The 18,101-nt window shown below is 64.2% G+C and carries 16 protein-coding genes and 1 riboswitch; of the genes, 8 read left to right on the top strand and 8 right to left on the bottom strand.

Annotation, left to right across the window (positions count from 1 at the left end):
- The first annotated feature begins 131 nt into the window (after positions 1-131).
- The 4 genes from trpS (at position 132) to GCN75_RS15155 (ending at position 5,154) form a co-directional block, all read left to right on the top strand.
- Entirely contained in the window at positions 132-1,208 is a 1,077-nt protein-coding gene (trpS, locus tag GCN75_RS15170; RefSeq protein WP_226941409.1) for a tryptophan--tRNA ligase, read from the top strand.
- Positions 1,209-1,373: 165 nt separating this feature from the next.
- On the top strand, positions 1,374-2,963 hold the full coding sequence (locus GCN75_RS15165) for a pyridoxal-dependent decarboxylase (protein WP_152283235.1): 1,590 nt from the start codon (positions 1,374-1,376) through the stop codon (positions 2,961-2,963).
- 48 nt (positions 2,964-3,011) lie between these two features.
- Positions 3,012-3,086, top strand: a riboswitch (Fluoride riboswitch).
- Positions 3,087-3,184: 98 nt separating this feature from the next.
- Complete coding sequence (locus GCN75_RS15160; protein WP_152283282.1) at positions 3,185-4,426, top strand: voltage-gated chloride channel family protein; 1,242 nt, start codon at positions 3,185-3,187, stop codon at positions 4,424-4,426.
- A complete protein-coding gene (locus tag GCN75_RS15155) occupies positions 4,423-5,154 on the top strand; it encodes a class I SAM-dependent methyltransferase (RefSeq protein WP_152283234.1) in 732 nt (243 codons plus the stop codon). Before GCN75_RS15160 ends, GCN75_RS15155 begins: the two co-directional genes overlap by 4 nt.
- Before the next feature lie 6 nt (positions 5,155-5,160).
- On the opposite strand, the gene GCN75_RS15150 is transcribed toward GCN75_RS15155, so the two are convergent.
- Positions 5,161-5,718 carry a helix-turn-helix domain-containing protein gene (locus GCN75_RS15150; protein ID WP_152283233.1) on the bottom strand — a complete coding sequence of 186 codons (558 nt, stop codon included), beginning with the start codon at positions 5,716-5,718 and terminating at the stop codon, positions 5,161-5,163.
- Positions 5,719-5,769: 51 nt separating this feature from the next.
- Between GCN75_RS15150 and GCN75_RS15145 the strand changes: the two genes are divergently transcribed.
- Positions 5,770-6,675, top strand: coding sequence for a DMT family transporter (locus tag GCN75_RS15145; protein WP_152283232.1), 906 nt, complete (start codon positions 5,770-5,772; stop codon positions 6,673-6,675).
- A gap of 272 nt (positions 6,676-6,947) precedes the next feature.
- Here GCN75_RS15145 and GCN75_RS15140 read toward each other — a convergent pair whose 3' ends face one another.
- The 6 genes from GCN75_RS15140 to GCN75_RS15115 form a co-directional block, all read right to left on the bottom strand.
- Positions 6,948-7,895, bottom strand: a complete 948-nt coding sequence (locus tag GCN75_RS15140; protein WP_152283231.1) for a cupin-like domain-containing protein — start codon at positions 7,893-7,895, stop codon at positions 6,948-6,950.
- A 52-nt stretch (positions 7,896-7,947) separates the two neighbouring features.
- Complete coding sequence (locus GCN75_RS15135; RefSeq protein WP_152283230.1) at positions 7,948-8,940, bottom strand: chemotaxis protein CheB; 993 nt, start codon at positions 8,938-8,940, stop codon at positions 7,948-7,950.
- A 235-nt stretch (positions 8,941-9,175) separates the two neighbouring features.
- The gene (locus tag GCN75_RS15130; RefSeq protein WP_046684938.1) at positions 9,176-9,919 is read right to left on the bottom strand and encodes a DNA-binding protein; all 744 of its coding nucleotides are present in this window, start codon (positions 9,917-9,919) and stop codon (positions 9,176-9,178) included.
- Between the two features lie 153 nt (positions 9,920-10,072).
- Positions 10,073-10,690 (bottom strand): LON peptidase substrate-binding domain-containing protein, encoded by a 618-nt coding sequence (locus GCN75_RS15125; protein WP_152283229.1) that lies wholly within the window; start codon positions 10,688-10,690, stop codon positions 10,073-10,075.
- A 67-nt stretch (positions 10,691-10,757) separates the two neighbouring features.
- Positions 10,758-11,996, bottom strand: coding sequence for a DEAD/DEAH box helicase (locus GCN75_RS15120; protein WP_152283228.1), 1,239 nt, complete (start codon positions 11,994-11,996; stop codon positions 10,758-10,760).
- Positions 11,997-12,148: 152 nt separating this feature from the next.
- Positions 12,149-14,230, bottom strand: a complete 2,082-nt coding sequence (locus GCN75_RS15115) for a TonB-dependent receptor plug domain-containing protein (protein ID WP_226941408.1) — start codon at positions 14,228-14,230, stop codon at positions 12,149-12,151.
- A gap of 417 nt (positions 14,231-14,647) precedes the next feature.
- Between GCN75_RS15115 and asd the strand changes: the two genes are divergently transcribed.
- Positions 14,648-15,496: an archaetidylserine decarboxylase gene (gene asd / locus GCN75_RS15110; RefSeq protein ID WP_152283227.1), complete on the top strand. Its 849-nt coding sequence runs from the start codon at positions 14,648-14,650 to the stop codon at positions 15,494-15,496.
- 17 nt (positions 15,497-15,513) lie between these two features.
- Here asd and GCN75_RS15105 read toward each other — a convergent pair whose 3' ends face one another.
- Positions 15,514-16,419 (bottom strand): LysR family transcriptional regulator, encoded by a 906-nt coding sequence (locus GCN75_RS15105; RefSeq protein WP_152283226.1) that lies wholly within the window; start codon positions 16,417-16,419, stop codon positions 15,514-15,516.
- Positions 16,420-16,543: 124 nt separating this feature from the next.
- Between GCN75_RS15105 and GCN75_RS15100 the strand changes: the two genes are divergently transcribed.
- Both GCN75_RS15100 and GCN75_RS15095 read left to right on the top strand, forming a co-directional pair.
- Complete coding sequence (locus tag GCN75_RS15100; protein WP_152255287.1) at positions 16,544-17,143, top strand: FMN-dependent NADH-azoreductase; 600 nt, start codon at positions 16,544-16,546, stop codon at positions 17,141-17,143.
- Between the two features lie 57 nt (positions 17,144-17,200).
- The gene (locus GCN75_RS15095) at positions 17,201-18,076 is read left to right on the top strand and encodes a pirin family protein (RefSeq protein ID WP_152283225.1); all 876 of its coding nucleotides are present in this window, start codon (positions 17,201-17,203) and stop codon (positions 18,074-18,076) included.
- Positions 18,077-18,101 lie beyond the last annotated feature (25 nt).

Here is an 18,101-nt window from a genome sequence, read left to right as displayed (position 1 = left end):
AATTGGTGGTCCCGCTCACTCCGCGCGGCCACTGCATAGTGATGTGATCATGATCAACGCCGCCTCGATCGGTGGCGTAACAGGCTTCAGCCTGGATCATCCCCGATGCAGGCGGCTCGAAAGGAAACTTGATGAGCTTGCCGAATACCCCCGATACTCCCGACACCGATAACACCCCGGCCGCGCCCCTGTCGGCTGCCGCCATCGCTTCGCAATCCGTGATCCTGACGGGCGACCGTCCCACCGGTCCCTTACACCTGGGCCACTTCGTAGGCAGCCTGCGCGACCGCGTCGCCTATCAGAACAGCTACAAGCAATTCATCATGCTGGCCGATGCGCAAGCGCTGACGGACAATATGGACGACATCGACAAGGTGCACCGCAACGTCGTTGAAGTGGCGCTCGACTACCTGGCCGTCGGCATCGATCCGACGAAAACGACCGTGTTCATCCAGTCCCAGATCCCGGAACTGGCCGAGCTGACGTTCTACTACCTGAACATCGTCACCGTGGCCCGCCTCGAGCGCAACCCCACCGTCAAGGAAGAAATCCGCCTGCGCGGCTTCGAGCGCGATATCCCGGCCGGCTTCCTGACCTACCCGGCCAGCCAGGCGGCCGACATCACGGCCTTCAAGGCAGGCGTGGTACCCGTGGGCGAAGACCAGATCCCGATGATCGAGCAAACGAATGAAATCGTGCGCCGCTTCAACCGCATGTACAACCGCGAAGTGCTGATGGAATGCAAGGCGCTGGTGCCGGACATCGGCCGCCTGCCCGGCATCGACGGCAAGGCGAAGATGAGCAAGTCGCTGGGCAACACCATCAACCTGGGCGCGACGCCGGCCGAAATCACGGCTGCCGTGAAAAAAGTGTACACGGACCCGCTGCACCTGCGCGTGGAAGACCCGGGCCACCTGGAAGGCAACGTGGCCTTCACCTACCTGGACGCGTTCGATCCGGAAAAAGCGGCGCTGGCCGAGATGAAAGCCCACTACGTGCGGGGCGGCCTGGGCGACAGCATCGTCAAGAAGCGCCTGGACGTGGTCTTGCAGGAATTGCTGGCGCCGATCCGCGCCCGCCGCGAAGAGTTCGCCAAGGACAAGGGCCAGGTCATCCAGATGCTCAAGGAAGGCACGTTCAAGGCCCGCGAAGTGGCGGCCCGCACGGCCGATGAAGTCAAGTCGGCGCTGGGTCTCAACTATTTCTGACCACCGCTAGCAATAGCAAACTGATGCGCCCTGCCGGAGTCGGGTAGAATCCCGTCTCCGCCAGGGCTATTTTTTTGCCTAACCCAACAGCAAAGTCCGGGGTCGAACCCTTAGGGTCCGCCCCCGGCACTTGACTTAGGGTCACCATATATTGAAACGTAGCTAATGACCGACTCCGCTATCGAACAGCTGCTGCAGCAGCATTTTTCCATCGATGCGCTGCAACAGGCGCCCGCGCCCCTGCAGCAGGCGCTGCGCATGCTGGGCGGCTGGCTGGCTGCCGAGCGCGCCGAGCCGTATCCGCACACGCCGTATGCGGAACTGCTGACGCAACTGTCCGACACCAGCCTGCCCGCGCACGGCATGCCCGTGGCGGATTTCCTGCAGGAGCTCGACACCACCGTGCTGGCCAATACGGCCCAGCTGAACCATCCCCAATACATCGGCCACATGACCCAGGCCCTGCCCTGGATCAGCGTGCTGGCCGAAGCATTTACGGCCACCCTGAACCAGAACCAGGTCAAGATCGAGACGGCGTACGTGTCGACCCTGATCGAAAAGCAGATCCTGGGCTGGCTGCACCGCCAGGTCTACCAGCAGGCCGACAGCGTCTACACGCAGGCCATGGCCGCCGCCAGCGGCGCGCTGGGCAATGTCGTCAATGGCGGCACCATGGGCAATTTGACGGCCCTGGCCGTGGCGCTGGAAAGCCAATTGCCCGGCACGCGCAAGCGGGGCCTGTTTGCCGCCATGCAGGAGTCCGGCCACGCGGGACTGGCCGTGATCGGCTCGGCCCGCAGCCATTATTCCGTGAAAAAGGCGCTGGCGACCCTGGGCCTCGGTGAAAACGCCCTGCACCTGGTGGCCGTCGACCGCGACAACCGCATCGACGTCGCCGCGCTGGAAGCCACGATTGCCGACTTGAAATCGCGCAATATCAAGGTCGTCGCCATGATCGGCATCGCCGGCACGACGGAAACGGGCGCCATCGACCCGCTGGCCGCCATGGCGGCCATTGCGGCGCGGGAAGGCATCTGGTTCCATGTGGATGCGGCCTGGGGCGGCGCCCTGCTGATCGCGGAACAGTACCGCGCGCTGTACGACGGCATTGCCCTGGCCGACTCCGTCGTCATCGACGGGCATAAACTGCTGTGGGTGCCGATGGCGCAAAGCATGGTGCTGTTCAAGGACAGCGCCAGCCTGAACCTGCTGAAACACAACGCCAACTACATCTTGCGCGACAACTCGGGCGACCTGGGCCAGACCTCGCTGGAAGGCTCGCGCCGCTTCGACGCCCTGAAACTGTGGACCTCGTTCAAGGTGCTGGGCGTGTCCGGCTACACCACCTTGCTGCAACAGGCCGCCACCCTGTCCGGACAGTTGCAGGACTTGCTGGCCGACCAGCAGGATTTCGAACTGCTCACGCGTTCGGACACCTTCATCCTGACCTACCGCTACGTGCCTGCGCACTTGCGCCAGCGCATGGAGGCCTTGCTGGCCGGCGGCCAGGCGGAGGCGGCAACGGAGCTGAACAAGCAGCTGAACACGCTCAACGCCAAGCTGCAAAACCGGCAAAAGGCGCAGGGCCACAGCTTCGTGTCGCGCACGGTGCTCGAATCGACGCGCTACCCTGGTCCCACCAACGTGCTGCGCGTGGTCATGACCAATGTCAAGACGCGCCCCCACCACCTGCGCGCCATCCTGGCCGAACAGCGGGCCATCGGCCAGGCGCTGGTGGCCGAACTGGGCTTATAAAAGGCTGTTGTTAAAATTCAATAGTGTCCATCACCCGGCAGTGCTAGAATTTCTACCGGAGATGGCATTCCTCCCACGCAACTCTGCGTGAACCGCCCTCGGGCTGATGATGCCTGCACACTTTCCTGGATAGCCGGAAAGTTGCAGGCATGCGCCCGGCGCCAATGCAGCTTCCGCCACCTGTCCAGGTTCGGCCCACACCAGACGACTGGACACGCATGATGACCCGCCTCACCGCCCTCACCGATCTATTGCTGCATCTGCTGAAATGGCTGCTGCTCGCCTTTGCCGTGGCCGTCCTGGCCGGCACGGCCTCGGCCGGCTTCCTGTTCGCCCTCGACTGGGCAACCACGACCCGCCTGGCGCATGCCTGGCTGATCTGGCTGCTACCCGTGGCGGGCTTTGCCGTCGGCTGGCTGTATTTACGCTACGGCAATAGCGTGGAAGGGGGCGCGAACCTGCTCATCGATGAAATCCACGATCCGAAAAAAATCATCCCCCTGCGCATGGCGCCGCTGGTGCTGGGCGCCACCGTCGTCTCGCACCTGTTCGGCGCCTCCGTCGGGCGCGAAGGCACGGCCGTGCAGATGGGCGGCGCGCTGGCGGACCAGCTGACCAAATTATTTCGTCTGGACAATGAAGACCGCCGCATCATCCTGATGGCCGGCATCAGCGCCGGCTTCGCTTCCGTTTTCGGCACGCCGCTGGCGGGCGCCATCTTCGGCCTGGAAGTGCTGGCCATCGGCCGCCTGCGCTACGAAGCCATGCTGCCCTGCCTGGCTGCTGCCGTCATCGCCGACCAGGTGGGCTTGCTGTGGGGCGTGCAGCATGTGCATTACGCCGTACCCGGCATTCCCGCCATGTCCGCCTGGACCCTGGGCGCCATGGTGGTCGCCGGCGTGCTGTTCGGCGTGACGGGTAAACTGTTTGCGCAAGCCACGCACGGCTTGAGCGGACTGATGAAACGCTGGATCGCCTACCCGCCCCTGCGTCCGCTGGCGGGCGGCCTCGTCGTCGCCCTCGCCGTGTGGCTGCTGGGCACGGATCGCTACATCGGCCTGGGCATCCCCACCATCGTCGATGCCCTGAAGGAACCGCTGCCCGCCTGGGATTTCCTGGGCAAGATGGCGTTTACCATCGTCTCGCTGGGCACCGGTTTCAAGGGCGGCGAAGTGACGCCCCTGTTCTTCATCGGCGCGACCCTGGGCAATGCGCTGGGACCGCTGCTGCACCAGCCCGCTGTCCTGCTGGCCGCCATCGGTTTCGTCGCCGTGTTTGCGGGCGCGGCCAACACGCCCATCGCCTCGACCCTGATGGCCATGGAACTGTTCGGCGCCGAGATCGGCGTGTACGCGGCCATCGCCTGCGTGGTGGCCTATTTGTTTTCCGGCCACGCGGGCATTTACCGGGCACAACGCAGCGGCCACGCCAAGCGCACGCCCCACAAGGAACCCGAGCCATGACCCAGAATATCTACGACAACGACGCCTTCTTCACGGCCTACAGCCAGCTGCCCCGCTCCGTGGGCGGACTCGGCAGCGCACCCGAATGGCCGGCCTTGCGCGCCATGCTGCCTGCGCTACACGGCAAAAACGTGCTCGACCTGGGCTGCGGCTATGGCTGGTTCTGCCGCTGGGCTGCGGAAGCGGGCGCGTCCCGGGTGCTGGGTGTGGACGTGTCGGAAAAGATGCTCGCGCAAGCAGGCGGCATGGGCGAACACCCGGCCGTCAGCTATGCCAGGATGGACCTGGAACAGCTTGCCGTGGCGCCAGCGGCCTACGACCTCGTCTACAGCTCGCTGGCATTCCACTACATCGACAATTTCGCGGCCTTGCTGGCCGCCATCCGCCATGGCTTGAAACGGGGCGGCAAGCTGGTGTTTTCCATCGAGCACCCGATCTTCATGGCGCCGCGCCAGCCCGGCTGGCTGACGGATGCGCAAGGCCGCAAGCGCTGGCCCGTCGACAGTTACCAGCAGCAAGGCCCTCGCGTGTCGGACTGGCTGGCGCCCGGCGTGATCAAGCAGCACCGCACCATGGGCACGACCATCAATGCGCTGCTGCAAGCGGGTTTCCAGCTGGAGCACGTGGAGGAATGGGGACCCAGCGATGAACAGGTCGCCCTGCAGCCGGCGCTGGCGGAAGAACGCGAACGGCCGATGCTGCTCCTCATCGGCTGCGGCCTGGCGTAGCCCGCCTCAGCTGGCCACGTTGCGGGTAAACCGCAAGGTGGATGGACCAGCGTTGACATAGCTGTACGCTTGCGCGCTGCTGAACACGAAAAAATCGCCCGTGGCCAGCCGTTTCGTCCCGGCCGCCAGCTCCAGCTGCAACTCGCCTTCCAGCACGTAGAGCATTTCGCTGAAGCCGGCCGGGTCCGCTTGCGCATCGTAGCGTTCGCCCGGCGCCAGGGTCCACGACCACAGTTCCACCTGCCGGCTGGCGGGTGCGGCACCCAGCAGCACGGCCTGGCTGGCCTGCGACTCGCTTTGCCACATCAGCACGCGCAAGCTGTCATGCAGCTGCCGCGGCGGCTGGACCAGGTCGACAAAGGCCACGTTCAGCGCGGCCGCCACATGGTCGAGGTTGGCCAGGCTGATGTTGGTGCCGCCCGCTTCCACGCCATTGACCATGCGCCGGCTCAGGCCCGACTTGCGCGCCAGCTCGTCCTGGCTGATACCGGCGGCCAGACGCAAGCGCCGCAGATTTTTGGCCAGGTGTTCCAGCACACCACCGGCCTCGGCTTGACTGCGCAATATATTGCTCCTATGATGATGGGAAATATTTTGCTCATAGCATAGCTCCCCATGAAAACACACGCAAGTCCCCCGCCCGCCCTCGGCCTGCCCGAACTGGCCCTGATCGCCATCACCCTCATCTGGGGCGGCACTTTTCTTGTCGTGCAACATGCCATGACGGTCAGCGGTCCGCTGGCCTTCGTGGCGGCCCGCTTTGCCGTGGCCGCCAGCATCGGCGCCCTGATCTGCCGCGGCCAGTTGAAGCAGTTGAGCAAGGCCGAGTTATTCACGGGCATGGCCATCGGCGTGAGCATCTTTGGCGGCTACGCGCTGCAAACCTATGGCTTGATGCATATCACGAGCAGCAAGTCGGCTTTCATCACGGCCTTCTATGTGCCCATCGTGCCGCTGGTGCAATGGCTGGTGTTCAAGCAGCGGCCCCGCCCTGCCGTGTGGGCGGCCGTGGCCTTGGCATTCGCGGGATTGGTGCTGCTGACGGGCACGGATGGCCTGAGCATGGCATTTGGCACCGGCGAGCTGATCACGGCCGTGGGCGCCATCGCCATTGCCCTGGAAATCATCCTGATCAGCCGCGTCTCGCCGCAGCTGAACATCTTGCGCGTGACCATCGTGCAGCTGGCCACGGCATCGCTAATCGCCGTGCTGCTGATGCCCGTGATGGGCGAAGCGCCGCCGGCCCTGAGCCGGACCTTCATCCTCAGCGTGCTGGCGCTGGGCTGCGCCAGCGCGCTAATCCAATATGTGATGAACTGGGCGCAAAAGCGCATTTCCGCGACGAAGGCCACCTTGATCTATGCGGGCGAACCCGTGTGGGCCGGCGTCATCGGACGCATCGCCGGCGAGCGCCTGCCGGCCCTGGCCATCATGGGCGCGATCCTGATCATTTGTGCGGGCATCCTCAGCGAGTGGCGGCCGAAAAAGGCACGCGGCGCGGCCGAGGCCCTGCAGCCATAGGGCGATTGCGCAACATCAGACCGACACCCTGGCCTTCAGCCCAGCCCCATCTCTTCTGGCCAGTCGGGAAAGCCCAGCGCGTGGGCGGCCCGTACCAGACTGGCTTGCTCTTCCACACTGGCATGCCGCAATTCGGCGGCGATCGATTCCAATGCGGCAATGTCGGTATCGGGATCACTTTCCTCCTGGCCTTCGATGTAGGTGGTGGCGAGTATCAGGGCGCGGGCGAGGGTATCGATATGCTGCTCCAGTAGTGATTCAAGAATGATGCTTCAATCGGCCGCGCGCCGCAGCGCCGCATCGCCATGCAGGGCAAACGGCACGGCCCTGGCCCAGCGGTTCGAGGACAGCGAGAACGTCAGCGCGCGCACCTGGTGATACCAGCCGGCGGGCACGTACAGCATGTCGCCCGGCTCGACGATGCATTCGATCATGCTGGCCTGGCGCGCCAGCGGGAAACGCTCGAAATCGGGCGCTTCCGGGTCGAAGGGCGAGCCGAACAGGATGGCGTTCGCCTCGCTGGGATACAGGAAGGCGTCGTGGTGCGGCGGCGACAGGATGATGCGCTTGCGGCCCCACACTTGCGCAAAGATATTGTCGTCGTAATCGCAATGCAAAGGCGTGACCGTGCCGGCCGGCCCCACCCAGAAGCGCGGCGGGCCCATCTTGTCGAAGTAGGTGGGCCAGTGGCACAGGCGGTTCAATTCGCGCAATTCCAGGTTGCCCAGGTAGGGCGGCAATGCATGGCTCCCCTCTTCCACCAGATCCAGGTATTGCCCCATCGACATGTCCTGCATGGCGCGGTCCGGCGCAAACGCCGTGTTGATGTAGTCGCCCACCCGCGCGCGCACGGGCACGTGGCTGAACTGCTCGCGCAAGACTTCGGGGCCCAGCGCAGACAGGGGCCAGCGCTGCACCAGCCCCCGCATCAGGAAGGGCAAGCCTCGCGCGGCGCGCGCGCGGAAGGCGGCGGCGTCCAGCATGCCCAGGCGCGGCACGGCACTGATGGCCGGCAAGCCACGCGCTGCCTGCCTGATGGCGACGCGTATGGCGTCGATGGACGTGACGCCGCGCACCTGTGCATCCTTGTGTTCGCGCGCCAGCTTGCGCGCCAGGGCCGCTTCGGGCGAACTGAATTCGGCTGGCGGCCTGGGCGGCAGCGCGCGGGGCACGATGGGGCTGGCCGCACGCTCGTGCGGCACTTTCTTTTCTACAGACATAAACCTTCTTTGCGATCGGACGCCGCGCGGCATGGCGCGGCAATGCGCCATTTTAAGCCAGCAAGGCCCGTTTCAGCACCTCGGCCTGCTCTCCCGCCTGACGCGCCTTCTCCGCGTATTCGCCGGCCGCGCCCGGATGCAGCCAGGCCTGGGCCTTGGCAGCCAGGTTCAGGTACAGCTTTTCCTTTTCCTGCAAGGCCCTGACGGCGGCCCAGATGGCGTCTTCCGCCTTGTCATGCTGTAACTCGCCGAGCACGTGCGCCGTGAAACTGTGGCCCGTGTGGCAGCGGAAACGCTGCGGCTGCTGGCCGTGCAATTCCCACAAGGTGCCCTGGCATTCGGGACAGGTGAAAGTGGATGGCGCGGCAATTTTTTCCAGTTGTTCCATATTCCCCACTCCACGGGCAAAACGGTTTTCCACGGCGATCCACGGGGGCGCGGGCTGCAAGGGCTGTGTTGCCTTGGGCGCCGCCGGCTTTCCGCTGGCCAGCGCCAGCAGGGCTGGGCCGATCTCGGCGGCTGGCAGGCGCCAGTCCACCTCCACATGGTCGATCGCGCTTTGCGGCATCGACGGCGCCGCCGCGTCCTGCGGTTCCTGCACCAGCGCCTTGCCGCCGCAAGCCTTGATGGCCTGCAAGCCCGCCGTGCCATCGTCGAGGTAGCCGCTGAGGATCACGCCCACCGCTTTCGGTCCGAAAGCGGCGGCGGCACTGCGAAACAGGGGATCGATGGCGGGACGCGTATGGTTTTCCTTGGGACCGCGGGTCAGTTCGACCATCGCCCGGCCGGCCAGGTTGGCAACGAGCATGTGCCGGTCCGGCGGCGCCAGCAGGATGCGCCCGGCGTGCACGGGTTCACGCTCTTCGGCAAAGCGTACGGGCAAGGCGGCAGTCTTGCCGAGAATGTCGGGCAGCAGGCTCTTGCGCGCCCCCACATGCGCAACCACCAGCACGGGCGCCGGCAGACTGGCAGGCAAGGCGGCAAAGATGGCGGACAGCGCTTCCACGCCGCCCGCGGAAGCACCGATGAGTATCAAGGCCTGCATGCCAGCCCCTTTCGCTCCAGGTCCAGCAGGTATTCTGCTGCGCCCCGCATCGCGGTTCCGTGCGCCGTTTAACACAGGACCTCATGAAACCACGACACCCCGCGACGCATCGGCGCCGGGGAAAACCTGGCGAGCGGAACGATTTTTGGCCAGGAAGCGCAACCGTACTTTATGCCGAGCCGGCGAGCATCGCAGGCCGCAAAGCGCGACGCGCAGCAGGTTTGCTCAGGCGTCCTCAGACAGGCGTTTTGAAGATGGGATCGACGATGAACTGCTGCGCCTTGATGCGCAAGGTACGCTCTTCGTCCAGCTCGGCGCGCGTTTCGCCCAGCTCTTCGCGTTCCGCTTCCAGTTCCAGGCGCGCGGCCGCCAGTTCCGTTTCCACGCGCGTCAGGCTTTCCAGCTTCAGCTGGGCCTGGATCAATTCGGCGCGCGCCGCTTCGGCAGCCTCTTCCAGGCGTGGGATGCCTTCGAGCTTGAACTGCGCCTTGGCCAGGTCCATGCGCGCCTGCTCGGCCGCCTCTTCCAGGCGCGGCAAGCCTTCCAGGCGCAGCTGCGCCTTGGCCAGGTCCGTGCGGGCCTGGTTCGCTACTTGCCGCTCGCGTTCGAGTTCCTCGCGCAAGGTTTCCAGCTCGCCCGCCTGCAGGTCGAGCAACTCTTGCTGGCGCTCGTTCTCGCTGGCCAGGTCCATCAATTCCTGTTGATTGTCGTTCATCTCGGCTTCATGCGCGCTGTGGCTGGCGCTTAATTCCTGTCCTACATAATCGAGGATGGCTTGCTGCAGCACGGGCGACAGTTCGGCGGCGGCAGCGATCTGGCGCTGCGCGCCAGCCTTGCGGCGCTGCAACAGCTTGCTGATGGTGCCCAGGCAGGCGCCGTTGCCCAACCGTTCGCGCAAGGCGCGCACCGTGATGGCCTGGCCTTCTCCTGCCATCGCTTCCATTGCCGCATTGATCTGTTCCGCGCTTACTTTTGCCATTGTCGTGTGCTCTTGAATGTTACTCAGGGTCATCTGGGACTATCTTGCCCAGGGGCATCATCTTATGCCAGCGGCGGCAAAGCGTAAAGTATTTCTCAATAGAAATTGCAATTGCACAACGGAACCGTGTGCAAACATGCGGCTTCCGCTGTTTTACTCTTCCAGCAAGCCGTTTTCCGTGAGCATGTCCTGCACCAGTTCCAGCCGCAGCACGGGGTTGTCCTGGCTCAGCAGTAGTTGTTTTTGCATGGCGGTCAGGGACAGCAGCTCGCACCAGCGGTTCGCCACCCAGCCGCACTCGTCGAGCCGGTATGGGGGTTGCAGGGGCATTTGGTCGGGGGGAATCTTTTGCTCCTGCAAGGTGCGTATCAGTGCCCCGAGCGCGTCGGCCACGTTCTGCTGTTCTTGCGGGATGGGAATGGCTTTATCGGCCGGCAAGGTTTCAACCTGCGCCATCCACAAGCCATGCTTGAGCTGTCCGCTGGAGACGATGTGGAAGCGCTGCATACCCATGCATTTGATTTGCAGCAAGCCAGACAGGGGCGCGGACCAGTCGATGATACGCGCCAAGGTACCCACGGGCGCCAGGGTTTCCTGCTGGCCCGGCTTGCGCACTTCGGTGCCGTCCAGCAGCTGCACCACGCCGAACGGCTGCTCGCCCATGATGCACTGGCGTATCATGTCCAGATAGCGTACCTCGAAGATCTGCAGGGGCAGATAGCCATCGGGATACAGCACCGTATTGAGCGGGAACAAAGGTATCGAGGTCATAGGCGCATGATGGCACGAATGGCATATCCGTGCAGCGCGCCTTGCCCTGCCTGGCCAACTTCCCCGATTACTTGTAGAAGCGGCGTTTTTTCGCCCGTTCGGCCGCCTTCGGCGCCAGCACCTTGACGGGCTTTTTCTGGATGGCGCCGCCGGCGGACGTGCCCGGCACACGGTGTTCCGCCTCGTAACCGGGCTCTTCGCTGCGTTTGAGGGTTTGGCGCGTCAGCGCTTCCACGGCCGACAGCAGTTCCACCTCGTCGGCGCAGACGAGCGAGATCGCTTCGCCCGAGGCGCCCGCGCGGCCCGTGCGGCCGATGCGGTGGATATAATCTTCCGCCACGGTGGGCAAGTCGAAATTGACGACGACGGGCAATTGGTCGATGTCCAGGCCACGGGCGGCCACGTCGGTCGCCACCAGCACCTGCACTTCGGCAGATTTGAAGCGGGCCAGCGCGCGCAGCCGGTTCGGCTGGGTCTTGTCGCCGTGAATCGAATCGGCGCGCACGCCCTGCTCCAGCAAGGTAATAACCAATTGCTCGACGCCCTTGCGCGTCTTGACGAAGACCAGGATCTGGCCCCAGCGCTTTTTCTTCATCAGGTGCAGGAACAGTTCCGGCTTGCGTTTCTTGTCGCACACGATCACCGACTGTTTTACGGCCTTGACCGTGCTGTTGCGCGCGCTCACTTCCACCGAGACAGGGTCCTTCAGCATGGTCTTGGCCATGGCGCGGATGGCGTCCGAGAAGGTGGCCGAGAACAGCAGGGTCTGGCGCTGCTTGGGCATGGTCATCAGCAGCAGATCGAGTTCGCGCTCGAAGCCCAGGTCCAGCATGCGGTCCGCTTCATCCAGCACCAGGGTCTGCACCTGCTCGAACTTGACGGCGCCCTGCGTCTGCAAATCCAGCAAGCGGCCCGGCGTAGCCACCAGCACATCGAGGCCCTTGCGCAATTTGCTGATCTGCGGCTCGATGGGCACGCCGCCATAGGCGACAAAGCTGCGCAGCGGCAAGTTGCCGCCATAGCTGCGGAAGCTGGCATAGACTTGCTCAGCCAGTTCGCGCGTGGGCACCAGCACCAGCACGCGCACGCACTGGGGCGCCACCACGCCAGCCAATGTCAGGCGCTGCAGTAGCGGCACGGCAAAGCCGGCCGTCTTGCCCGTGCCCGTCTGGGCGGCAGCCATCAGGTCGCGCCCGGCCAGCACGGCGGGAATCGCTTGCGCCTGCACGGGCGTGGGCTTGGCATAGCCGAGCTCTTCAAGTTTGCGGACCAGGGGATCGATCAGACCGAGGGAGGAAAACGTCATGGGGAAAGCAATCTTGGCAAAGTAAAAGGTGGCGCGCACGGACTGGCCGTGCGCGCGATTGCCGAGATTATAGGCCAGCGGGGATGCCGGCCGGGGTTTTCAGCACGAGAGTGCCAAGCAAGCGGCAAGTACGCCGCAAGCAGGCAGCGCCGTCAGAACTTCATTTCCAGGGTGGCGCGCGCCTGGGGCGAGCTGGGCGAAATGCTGTTGCGGATGATCGTGCCGCTGGCATCCGCATACGTGGTGGTGCTTTCGAAGTCTTGCGCCAGCAGGTTGGACACGGCCAGGCGCAGCTGGTTCTTCGCATCGAATTTCCACAGCGCGTAGATATCGAGGTCGCGCCGCGGCGACGTGTAGGCGCTCTGGCGTTCGGTGATGCGCACGGGGCCGCCATTGCGGAAATTGAAGCTGCCGCCCGTGGTGAGCATGCCATCGGGCGTCTTGTAGTCGAGACCGAAGTTGCCGCTGACGGGGGTTTGCTGGTCGAGCCTATTGTCCGGCCCCGGCACCTGCTCCACCTGCGACCAGTTGCGGCTGACGCTGGCGCGCAAGTCGATGGCCGGCACGGGCGCGGCCAGCACGGCGCGCAGCGGGAACTTCGCTTCCAGTTCCAGTGTCTGCGTATTCGCGCGGCCATCGTTGACGGGCGTGGACACCCAGCGCTCATTGATGAACAGCAAGCCCTGGCGCGTGTAGCCATCGATGCGGCGGGCCGAGGCGCGCGCGCTGAGCAAGGCACCTTCGGCCCAGTAGTGTTCGTACGAGGCGTCGATGCCCAGCGCCAGCTCCGGTTTCAGATACGGATTGCCTTCACGGTCAGGGTCCGTCTGGCTATTGTTCGTCGAGGTATTGCGGCGCGGAATCAGGCTGGACGTGGGCTGCGCCTTGTAGGTGCGCGTCAAGGCCAGGCGTACCTGGTCGCCCTTGGTATCGGGCAACTTCCACAGGGTTTGCAGCAGCGGGCTCCACACGCTGGTGCGCTGATTTACTTCGTCGTAGGTATCGCCCGCGCTGCGCGTATCGATGCCTTCCCAGCGCACGCCCGCATACATGGACCAGCGCGGCGTGAGTTCCCAGTCGTCCTGCACGTACAGGGCCAGGCGCTGGATGGTGGCGTCGAAACCTTCGACGCTGTTGACGGGCGGGCGCGCGCCCGACGCGTCCAGGGCCGCTTCGCGCTGCCGGCGCGCTTCCTCGCGCTCCGTGTAGGCGCCATCCCAGCCCATGGACAAGGCATGGCCGGGCAGCAAGGGCGCGGAATACTTGCCGGTCGAACTGACACCGTTTTCCGTCGCCTTCACGCCCACCTTGCGTTCGAGCGCCAGGCCGCTGCCATCGATAAAGCCCTGCTGCAGGCTGTCGGACGTATTGCGGGCGGCCGAGGCGCCAATTTTCAGTTCCAGCTTGGCGCCGCCGTCCAGCTTGTGCATCCACGTCAGGTCGCTGCGGCCGAAGGCATTGTGGTTGCTGGAGCTGCCCGTGTTGGTGTCGTAATCGGGGCGCAAGCCCAGCGCCGTCTCGGCGCGGCTGAAATTGCGGTGGTTCGAACGCCCCCCGTTGAAGAAGAATTGCGCCGTCAGGCTGTCGCCGCCGGCCAGCACCCAGTTCAGGCGCGGCGACAGGTTGATGCCTTCCGGGCGGCCATCGCCCGTGCCGCTGGTACGGCGCAGCAGGTTTTGCCGGCCATCGGGCGCGTAGCCCAGTTCCAGCCCGGGATTGTCGTAATGGTAGTCGTAGCGGAACAGCGAGCCGGCCAGCGAGTACGAGAAATTGCCGTCGCGGTCGGACAATTGCACGTTGACGCTGGGCGAAAAGCTCACGTCGCTGCCCTGCACGCCCAGTTTGAGCTCGCGCTGCGCCGTTTTCACGGCCTTTTTCAGCACCACGTTGATGGTGCCCGCGATCGACTGCGTGCTGTACTCGGCGCTGGCCGCGTGCAAGATCTCGATGCGCTCGATCACGTCGGGCGACAGGGTGTCGAGCGAAAAACCGGCCGGCGCCCGTTCGCCGTTGAGCAAGATCTGCGTGTAGCCGCTGCCCAGGCCGCGCATGCGGATTTCGCCACCCGAGCGCCCGGCCGCGCCGGACACGGTAATGCCGGGCAGGCGCTTGAGCACGTCGGTGACATTGCTGTCGCCATACTTGAGGATTTCCTCGCTGCTCACGATCATCTTGCTGGCCGTATCGTCGCGGCGCGGATCGTAGCCGCTGCCCTTGACTTCGACCTTTTGCATGGCGGGCGCGGCTGCCTTCTCGGCCTTCTCGGCTTTTTCGGCCTTCAGCGGCGCAGAAGGGGCAACAGCGGCAGCATCAGTCTCGGCGGGCGTTTCGGATTGCTGGGCCTGGGCATTCCAGGCAAGTAACACAGCGGAACAAAGTACGGTAAGGCGTAGGCAACGGCGTGGCATCATGACCTGGCTGAAAAAAGTTGGCTGAATAAAAATGGCTAAAAGCTAAAAAACAGGCCGCCGTATTGTGCTGCAATTTTTTCCGACTGGCACAGTTTCTTGAAAATATTTCCTATGGCAAATTAAATTCGGTGGCAGACTGCCATACGCACCCTTGCATACGGCGCATATCATTGCGCGCCACATCGCCGCTATAATGCGTTTTCATCATTATTCCCATCACCCCGTCAAAGGCTTCCCATCGTGTCTGACCGTCTTGCCGTTTTGCCTCAATATCTGCTGCCCAAGGGAGCGTTGACCAACTTTGCCGGCCGGATCGCCGGTGCCAAGGGCGGCGCCATGACCACGCGGTTGATCCGCTGGTTCGTCGGCCGCTACAACGTCAACATGGATGAGGCGCTGGACCCGGACATCACGCACTACGCGAGCTTCAACGACTTTTTCACGCGCGCGCTGCGCCCCGATGCCCGTCCGCTGGCCAAGGCCGACTACGTGTGCCCCGTCGACGGCCGCATCAGCCAGTTCGGCACGATCGACAAGGACCAGATCTTCCAGGCCAAGGGCCACCATTTCAGCACCACGGCCCTGGTGGGCGGCGATGCGGCCCTGGCGGCCCAGTTCGAACACGGCAGCTTCGCCAATCTGTACCTGAGCCCGCGCGACTACCACCGCATCCACATGCCCTGCGATGGCCGATTGACGCGCATGATTTATGTTCCCGGTGAACTGTTTTCCGTCAACCCGACCACGGCGCGCGGCATTCCCGGCCTGTTCGCCCGCAACGAGCGCGTCGTCTGCGTGTTCGACACGGCCAACGGCCCCTTCGTCATGACCCTGGTGGGCGCCACCATCGTCGGCAGCATGGCCACCGTCTGGCACGGCGTCGTCAACCCGCCCCGCACGGGCCAGGTGCGCGACTGGAGCTATGTCAACGACAACGTGGTGCTCAAGCAGGGCGAAGAGCTGGGCCGCTTCTTGCTCGGCTCCACCGTCGTCATGCTGTTCCCGAAAGATACCGTGGCATTCAATGCCAACTGGCAACCGGCCGGCCCCGTGCAGCTGGGCGAAGTCATGGGCAAGCTGCCCCAGTAAGGCGGCACGACGCGCGCCTATACGGGCGCGTCGGTGCGGTACATCTCTTCCATCAAGTCCAGAAACGCGCGCGTCTTGGCCGGCATCAAACGCCGGCCGGGAAACACGGCCCAGCCCGTGACCAGCGGAAAGCTCCATTCCGGCAGCACGCGCACCAGTTCCCCCGTCGCCACATAGGCCTTGGCAAAGCGGTCCGTGCTGGCCGCGATGCCCACGCCCGTGCACGCCATGCGCACCAGCAATTCCGGCGAGTTCGCCAGCAAGCGCACGGGCAAGTCGCGTTCCCACGTCGTCTTGCCGCGGATCAAAGTCCAGTGCACGAGGCCATGCACGGACCGTGGCAAACTGAGCAAATCGTGGCCATACAGATCGTCGGGATGCTCGGGCAAGCCGTGCACGCTCGTGTATTGCGGCGAGGCATATAGGGCCAGGGTGCTGAAAGCCACGCGGCGCGCGGCCAGACTGGCGTCGTCGGGCAAGTTGCCCATGCGGATGGCCAGGTCGAAGTTCTCTTCCAGCAAATCCACGCGGCGCGCCGACAAGTCCAGTTCCAGCGAGATGGCCGGATAGCGGCGCACGAACTCGGCCAGCACCTGGCGCATCAGCGCATCGCCGAAATCGGCCGGCATGGAAATGCGCAGCAAGCCGCTGGGTCCCGCCTGGCGGTGCTGGGCCAGCGCGCCGGCCGCCTCCGTTTCCTCGACCACCTTGCGCGCATGCTCGAGCAGGCTGGCGCCAAACTCCGTCAGCGCCAGCTTGCGCGTGGTGCGCAGCAGCAGCCGTTCGCCCAATTTCGCTTCCAGCAGCGAGATGCGGCGCGACAATGTCGACTTGGGCAAGTCCACGCGCTGGGCGGCACGGCTGAAACTGCCGCATTCGACGACGCGCGCGAACAGCAGCAAATCTCCGGGATCGATATCCATCACTGACCTTTACACTCAATTGTTCCATTAGTGGATTAATGTTATCCATTTTAACGGCTTCCACATCAATTTTGGAATTGCTATAGTTCATCCATCGCAAGACACCTCACAACGGAGAAACAAGATGAACATCCTGCAAATCAATTCCAGCGCCCGCAGCACCGGCTCCGCCTCGACCCGCCTGGCTGACGCCATCGTTACCCGCGTACAAGCCGCCAACCCGGGCGCCGCCCTCGTGCGCCGCGACCTGGCCGCAGCACCGCACCCCGTGCTCGACGAGCCGACCCTGCAAGCACTGTTCACGCCAGCGGACAAGCGTACGCCGGAGCAAGCGGCCCGCATCGCCCTCGACGATGCGCTGATTGCGCAAGTGCAAGCAGCTGACGTGATCGTCATCGGCGCACCCATGTACAACTTCGGCATCACCGTGCAACTAAAAAGCTGGTTCGACGCGATTGCCCGCGCCAACGTCACCTTCAAGTACACGGAAAACGGCCCCGTGGGTCTCTTGACCGGCAAGAAAGTCTATGTGGGCCTGTCCCGCGGCGGCTTGCACCGTGACAGCGCGCACGACAGCCAGGTGCCTTACCTGAACACCATGTTCGGTTTCCTGGGCATGACCGACGTGCAGTATGTGTATTCGGAAGGCATGGGCATGGGCCCGGAAGCCGTGGCCAAGGCGCAGGCGCAAGCGGACGCCGAGATCAACGCGATCCTGGTGTAATCCCCAGCAGTGAAAGGGACGGTGCACTGGCGCCGTCCTGGCCTAGAGGAGAGAACAATGAGCAACATCACCACCGTCAACAAGCCACGCGCCGTCGAGCGCGTGATCGCCGGCCAGGCCGTCATGGATGGCGCCGGCGTGAAGATCAACCGCGTGCTGACGCAGCAGCTGCAGCGCCGCCTCGACCCGTTCTTGATGCTCGATAACTTTGCCAGCGACAAGCCGAACGACTATATCGCCGGCTTTCCCGAGCATCCGCACCGGGGCTTTGAAACGGTCTCGTACATGATCACGGGACGCATGCGCCACAAGGACAGCGCGGGCAACGAAGGCTTGCTGACGTCGGGCGGCGTGCAATGGATGACGGCCGGCAGCGGCGTGATCCACTCGGAAATGCCGGAACAGGAAGAAGGCGTGATGGAAGGTTTTCAGCTGTGGCTGAACCTGCCTGCGCGCGACAAGATGCGCACGCCGTGGTACCGCGATTTCGACAGCACTGAAATCCCCCGCTATACGACGGACGCGGGTGTAAAAGTGCAAGTGATCGCCGGCGCCAGCCATGGCGTGACGGGCGCCGTGCAGCGCGAGCTGACGGAACCGCTATACCTCGACATCGACTTGCCGGCGGGCACCAGCTTCGAGCAGCCGCTGCCGGAAGGCCATAACGCCTTCCTGTACACGTTCCGTGGCGAAGTGCAGGTAGACGGCAAAGCCGTGCCCGCCCTGCGCATGGCGATCTTCGCCAACACGCCAGGTTCCAACGGCGTGCGCATCGAGGCGCCGCAAGGCGGACGCGTGATTCTCGTCGCCGGCCAGCCCTTGAACGAACCCATCGCGCAGTACGGCCCGTTTGTGATGAATACCCAGGCGGAAGTGTTCCAGGCCGTGCAGGACTTCCGCGAAGGCAAGTTTGGCGAGACGGCGGCGCAATAAAGTTGCCTGTTCCATCAAAAACCTG

This window comes from Janthinobacterium violaceinigrum (assembly GCF_009208555.1).
Classification (GTDB): domain Bacteria; phylum Pseudomonadota; class Gammaproteobacteria; order Burkholderiales; family Burkholderiaceae_D; genus Janthinobacterium; species Janthinobacterium violaceinigrum.
This window is presented reverse-complemented; position numbering and strand designations above follow the sequence as displayed.

What these genes read in the sequence shown, in the direction of transcription:
- trpS (WP_226941409.1), top strand. Translation starts at nt 132, where the DNA reads ATGAGCTTGCCGAATACCCCCGATACTCCCGACACCGATAACACCCCG.
- GCN75_RS15165 (WP_152283235.1), top strand. Translation starts at nt 1,374, where the DNA reads ATGACCGACTCCGCTATCGAACAGCTGCTGCAGCAGCATTTTTCCATC.
- GCN75_RS15160 (WP_152283282.1), top strand. Translation starts at nt 3,185, where the DNA reads ATGACCCGCCTCACCGCCCTCACCGATCTATTGCTGCATCTGCTGAAA.
- GCN75_RS15155 (WP_152283234.1), top strand. Translation starts at nt 4,423, where the DNA reads ATGACCCAGAATATCTACGACAACGACGCCTTCTTCACGGCCTACAGC.
- GCN75_RS15145 (WP_152283232.1), top strand. Translation starts at nt 5,770, where the DNA reads ATGAAAACACACGCAAGTCCCCCGCCCGCCCTCGGCCTGCCCGAACTG.
- GCN75_RS15140 (WP_152283231.1), bottom strand. Translation starts at nt 7,895, where the DNA reads ATGTCTGTAGAAAAGAAAGTGCCGCACGAGCGTGCGGCCAGCCCCATC.
- GCN75_RS15135 (WP_152283230.1), bottom strand. Translation starts at nt 8,940, where the DNA reads ATGCAGGCCTTGATACTCATCGGTGCTTCCGCGGGCGGCGTGGAAGCG.
- GCN75_RS15130 (WP_046684938.1), bottom strand. Translation starts at nt 9,919, where the DNA reads ATGGCAAAAGTAAGCGCGGAACAGATCAATGCGGCAATGGAAGCGATG.
- GCN75_RS15125 (WP_152283229.1), bottom strand. Translation starts at nt 10,690, where the DNA reads ATGACCTCGATACCTTTGTTCCCGCTCAATACGGTGCTGTATCCCGAT.
- GCN75_RS15120 (WP_152283228.1), bottom strand. Translation starts at nt 11,996, where the DNA reads ATGACGTTTTCCTCCCTCGGTCTGATCGATCCCCTGGTCCGCAAACTT.
- GCN75_RS15115 (WP_226941408.1), bottom strand. Translation starts at nt 14,230, where the DNA reads ATGCAAAAGGTCGAAGTCAAGGGCAGCGGCTACGATCCGCGCCGCGAC.
- GCN75_RS15105 (WP_152283226.1), bottom strand. Translation starts at nt 16,419, where the DNA reads ATGGATATCGATCCCGGAGATTTGCTGCTGTTCGCGCGCGTCGTCGAA.
- GCN75_RS15100 (WP_152255287.1), top strand. Translation starts at nt 16,544, where the DNA reads ATGAACATCCTGCAAATCAATTCCAGCGCCCGCAGCACCGGCTCCGCC.
- GCN75_RS15095 (WP_152283225.1), top strand. Translation starts at nt 17,201, where the DNA reads ATGAGCAACATCACCACCGTCAACAAGCCACGCGCCGTCGAGCGCGTG.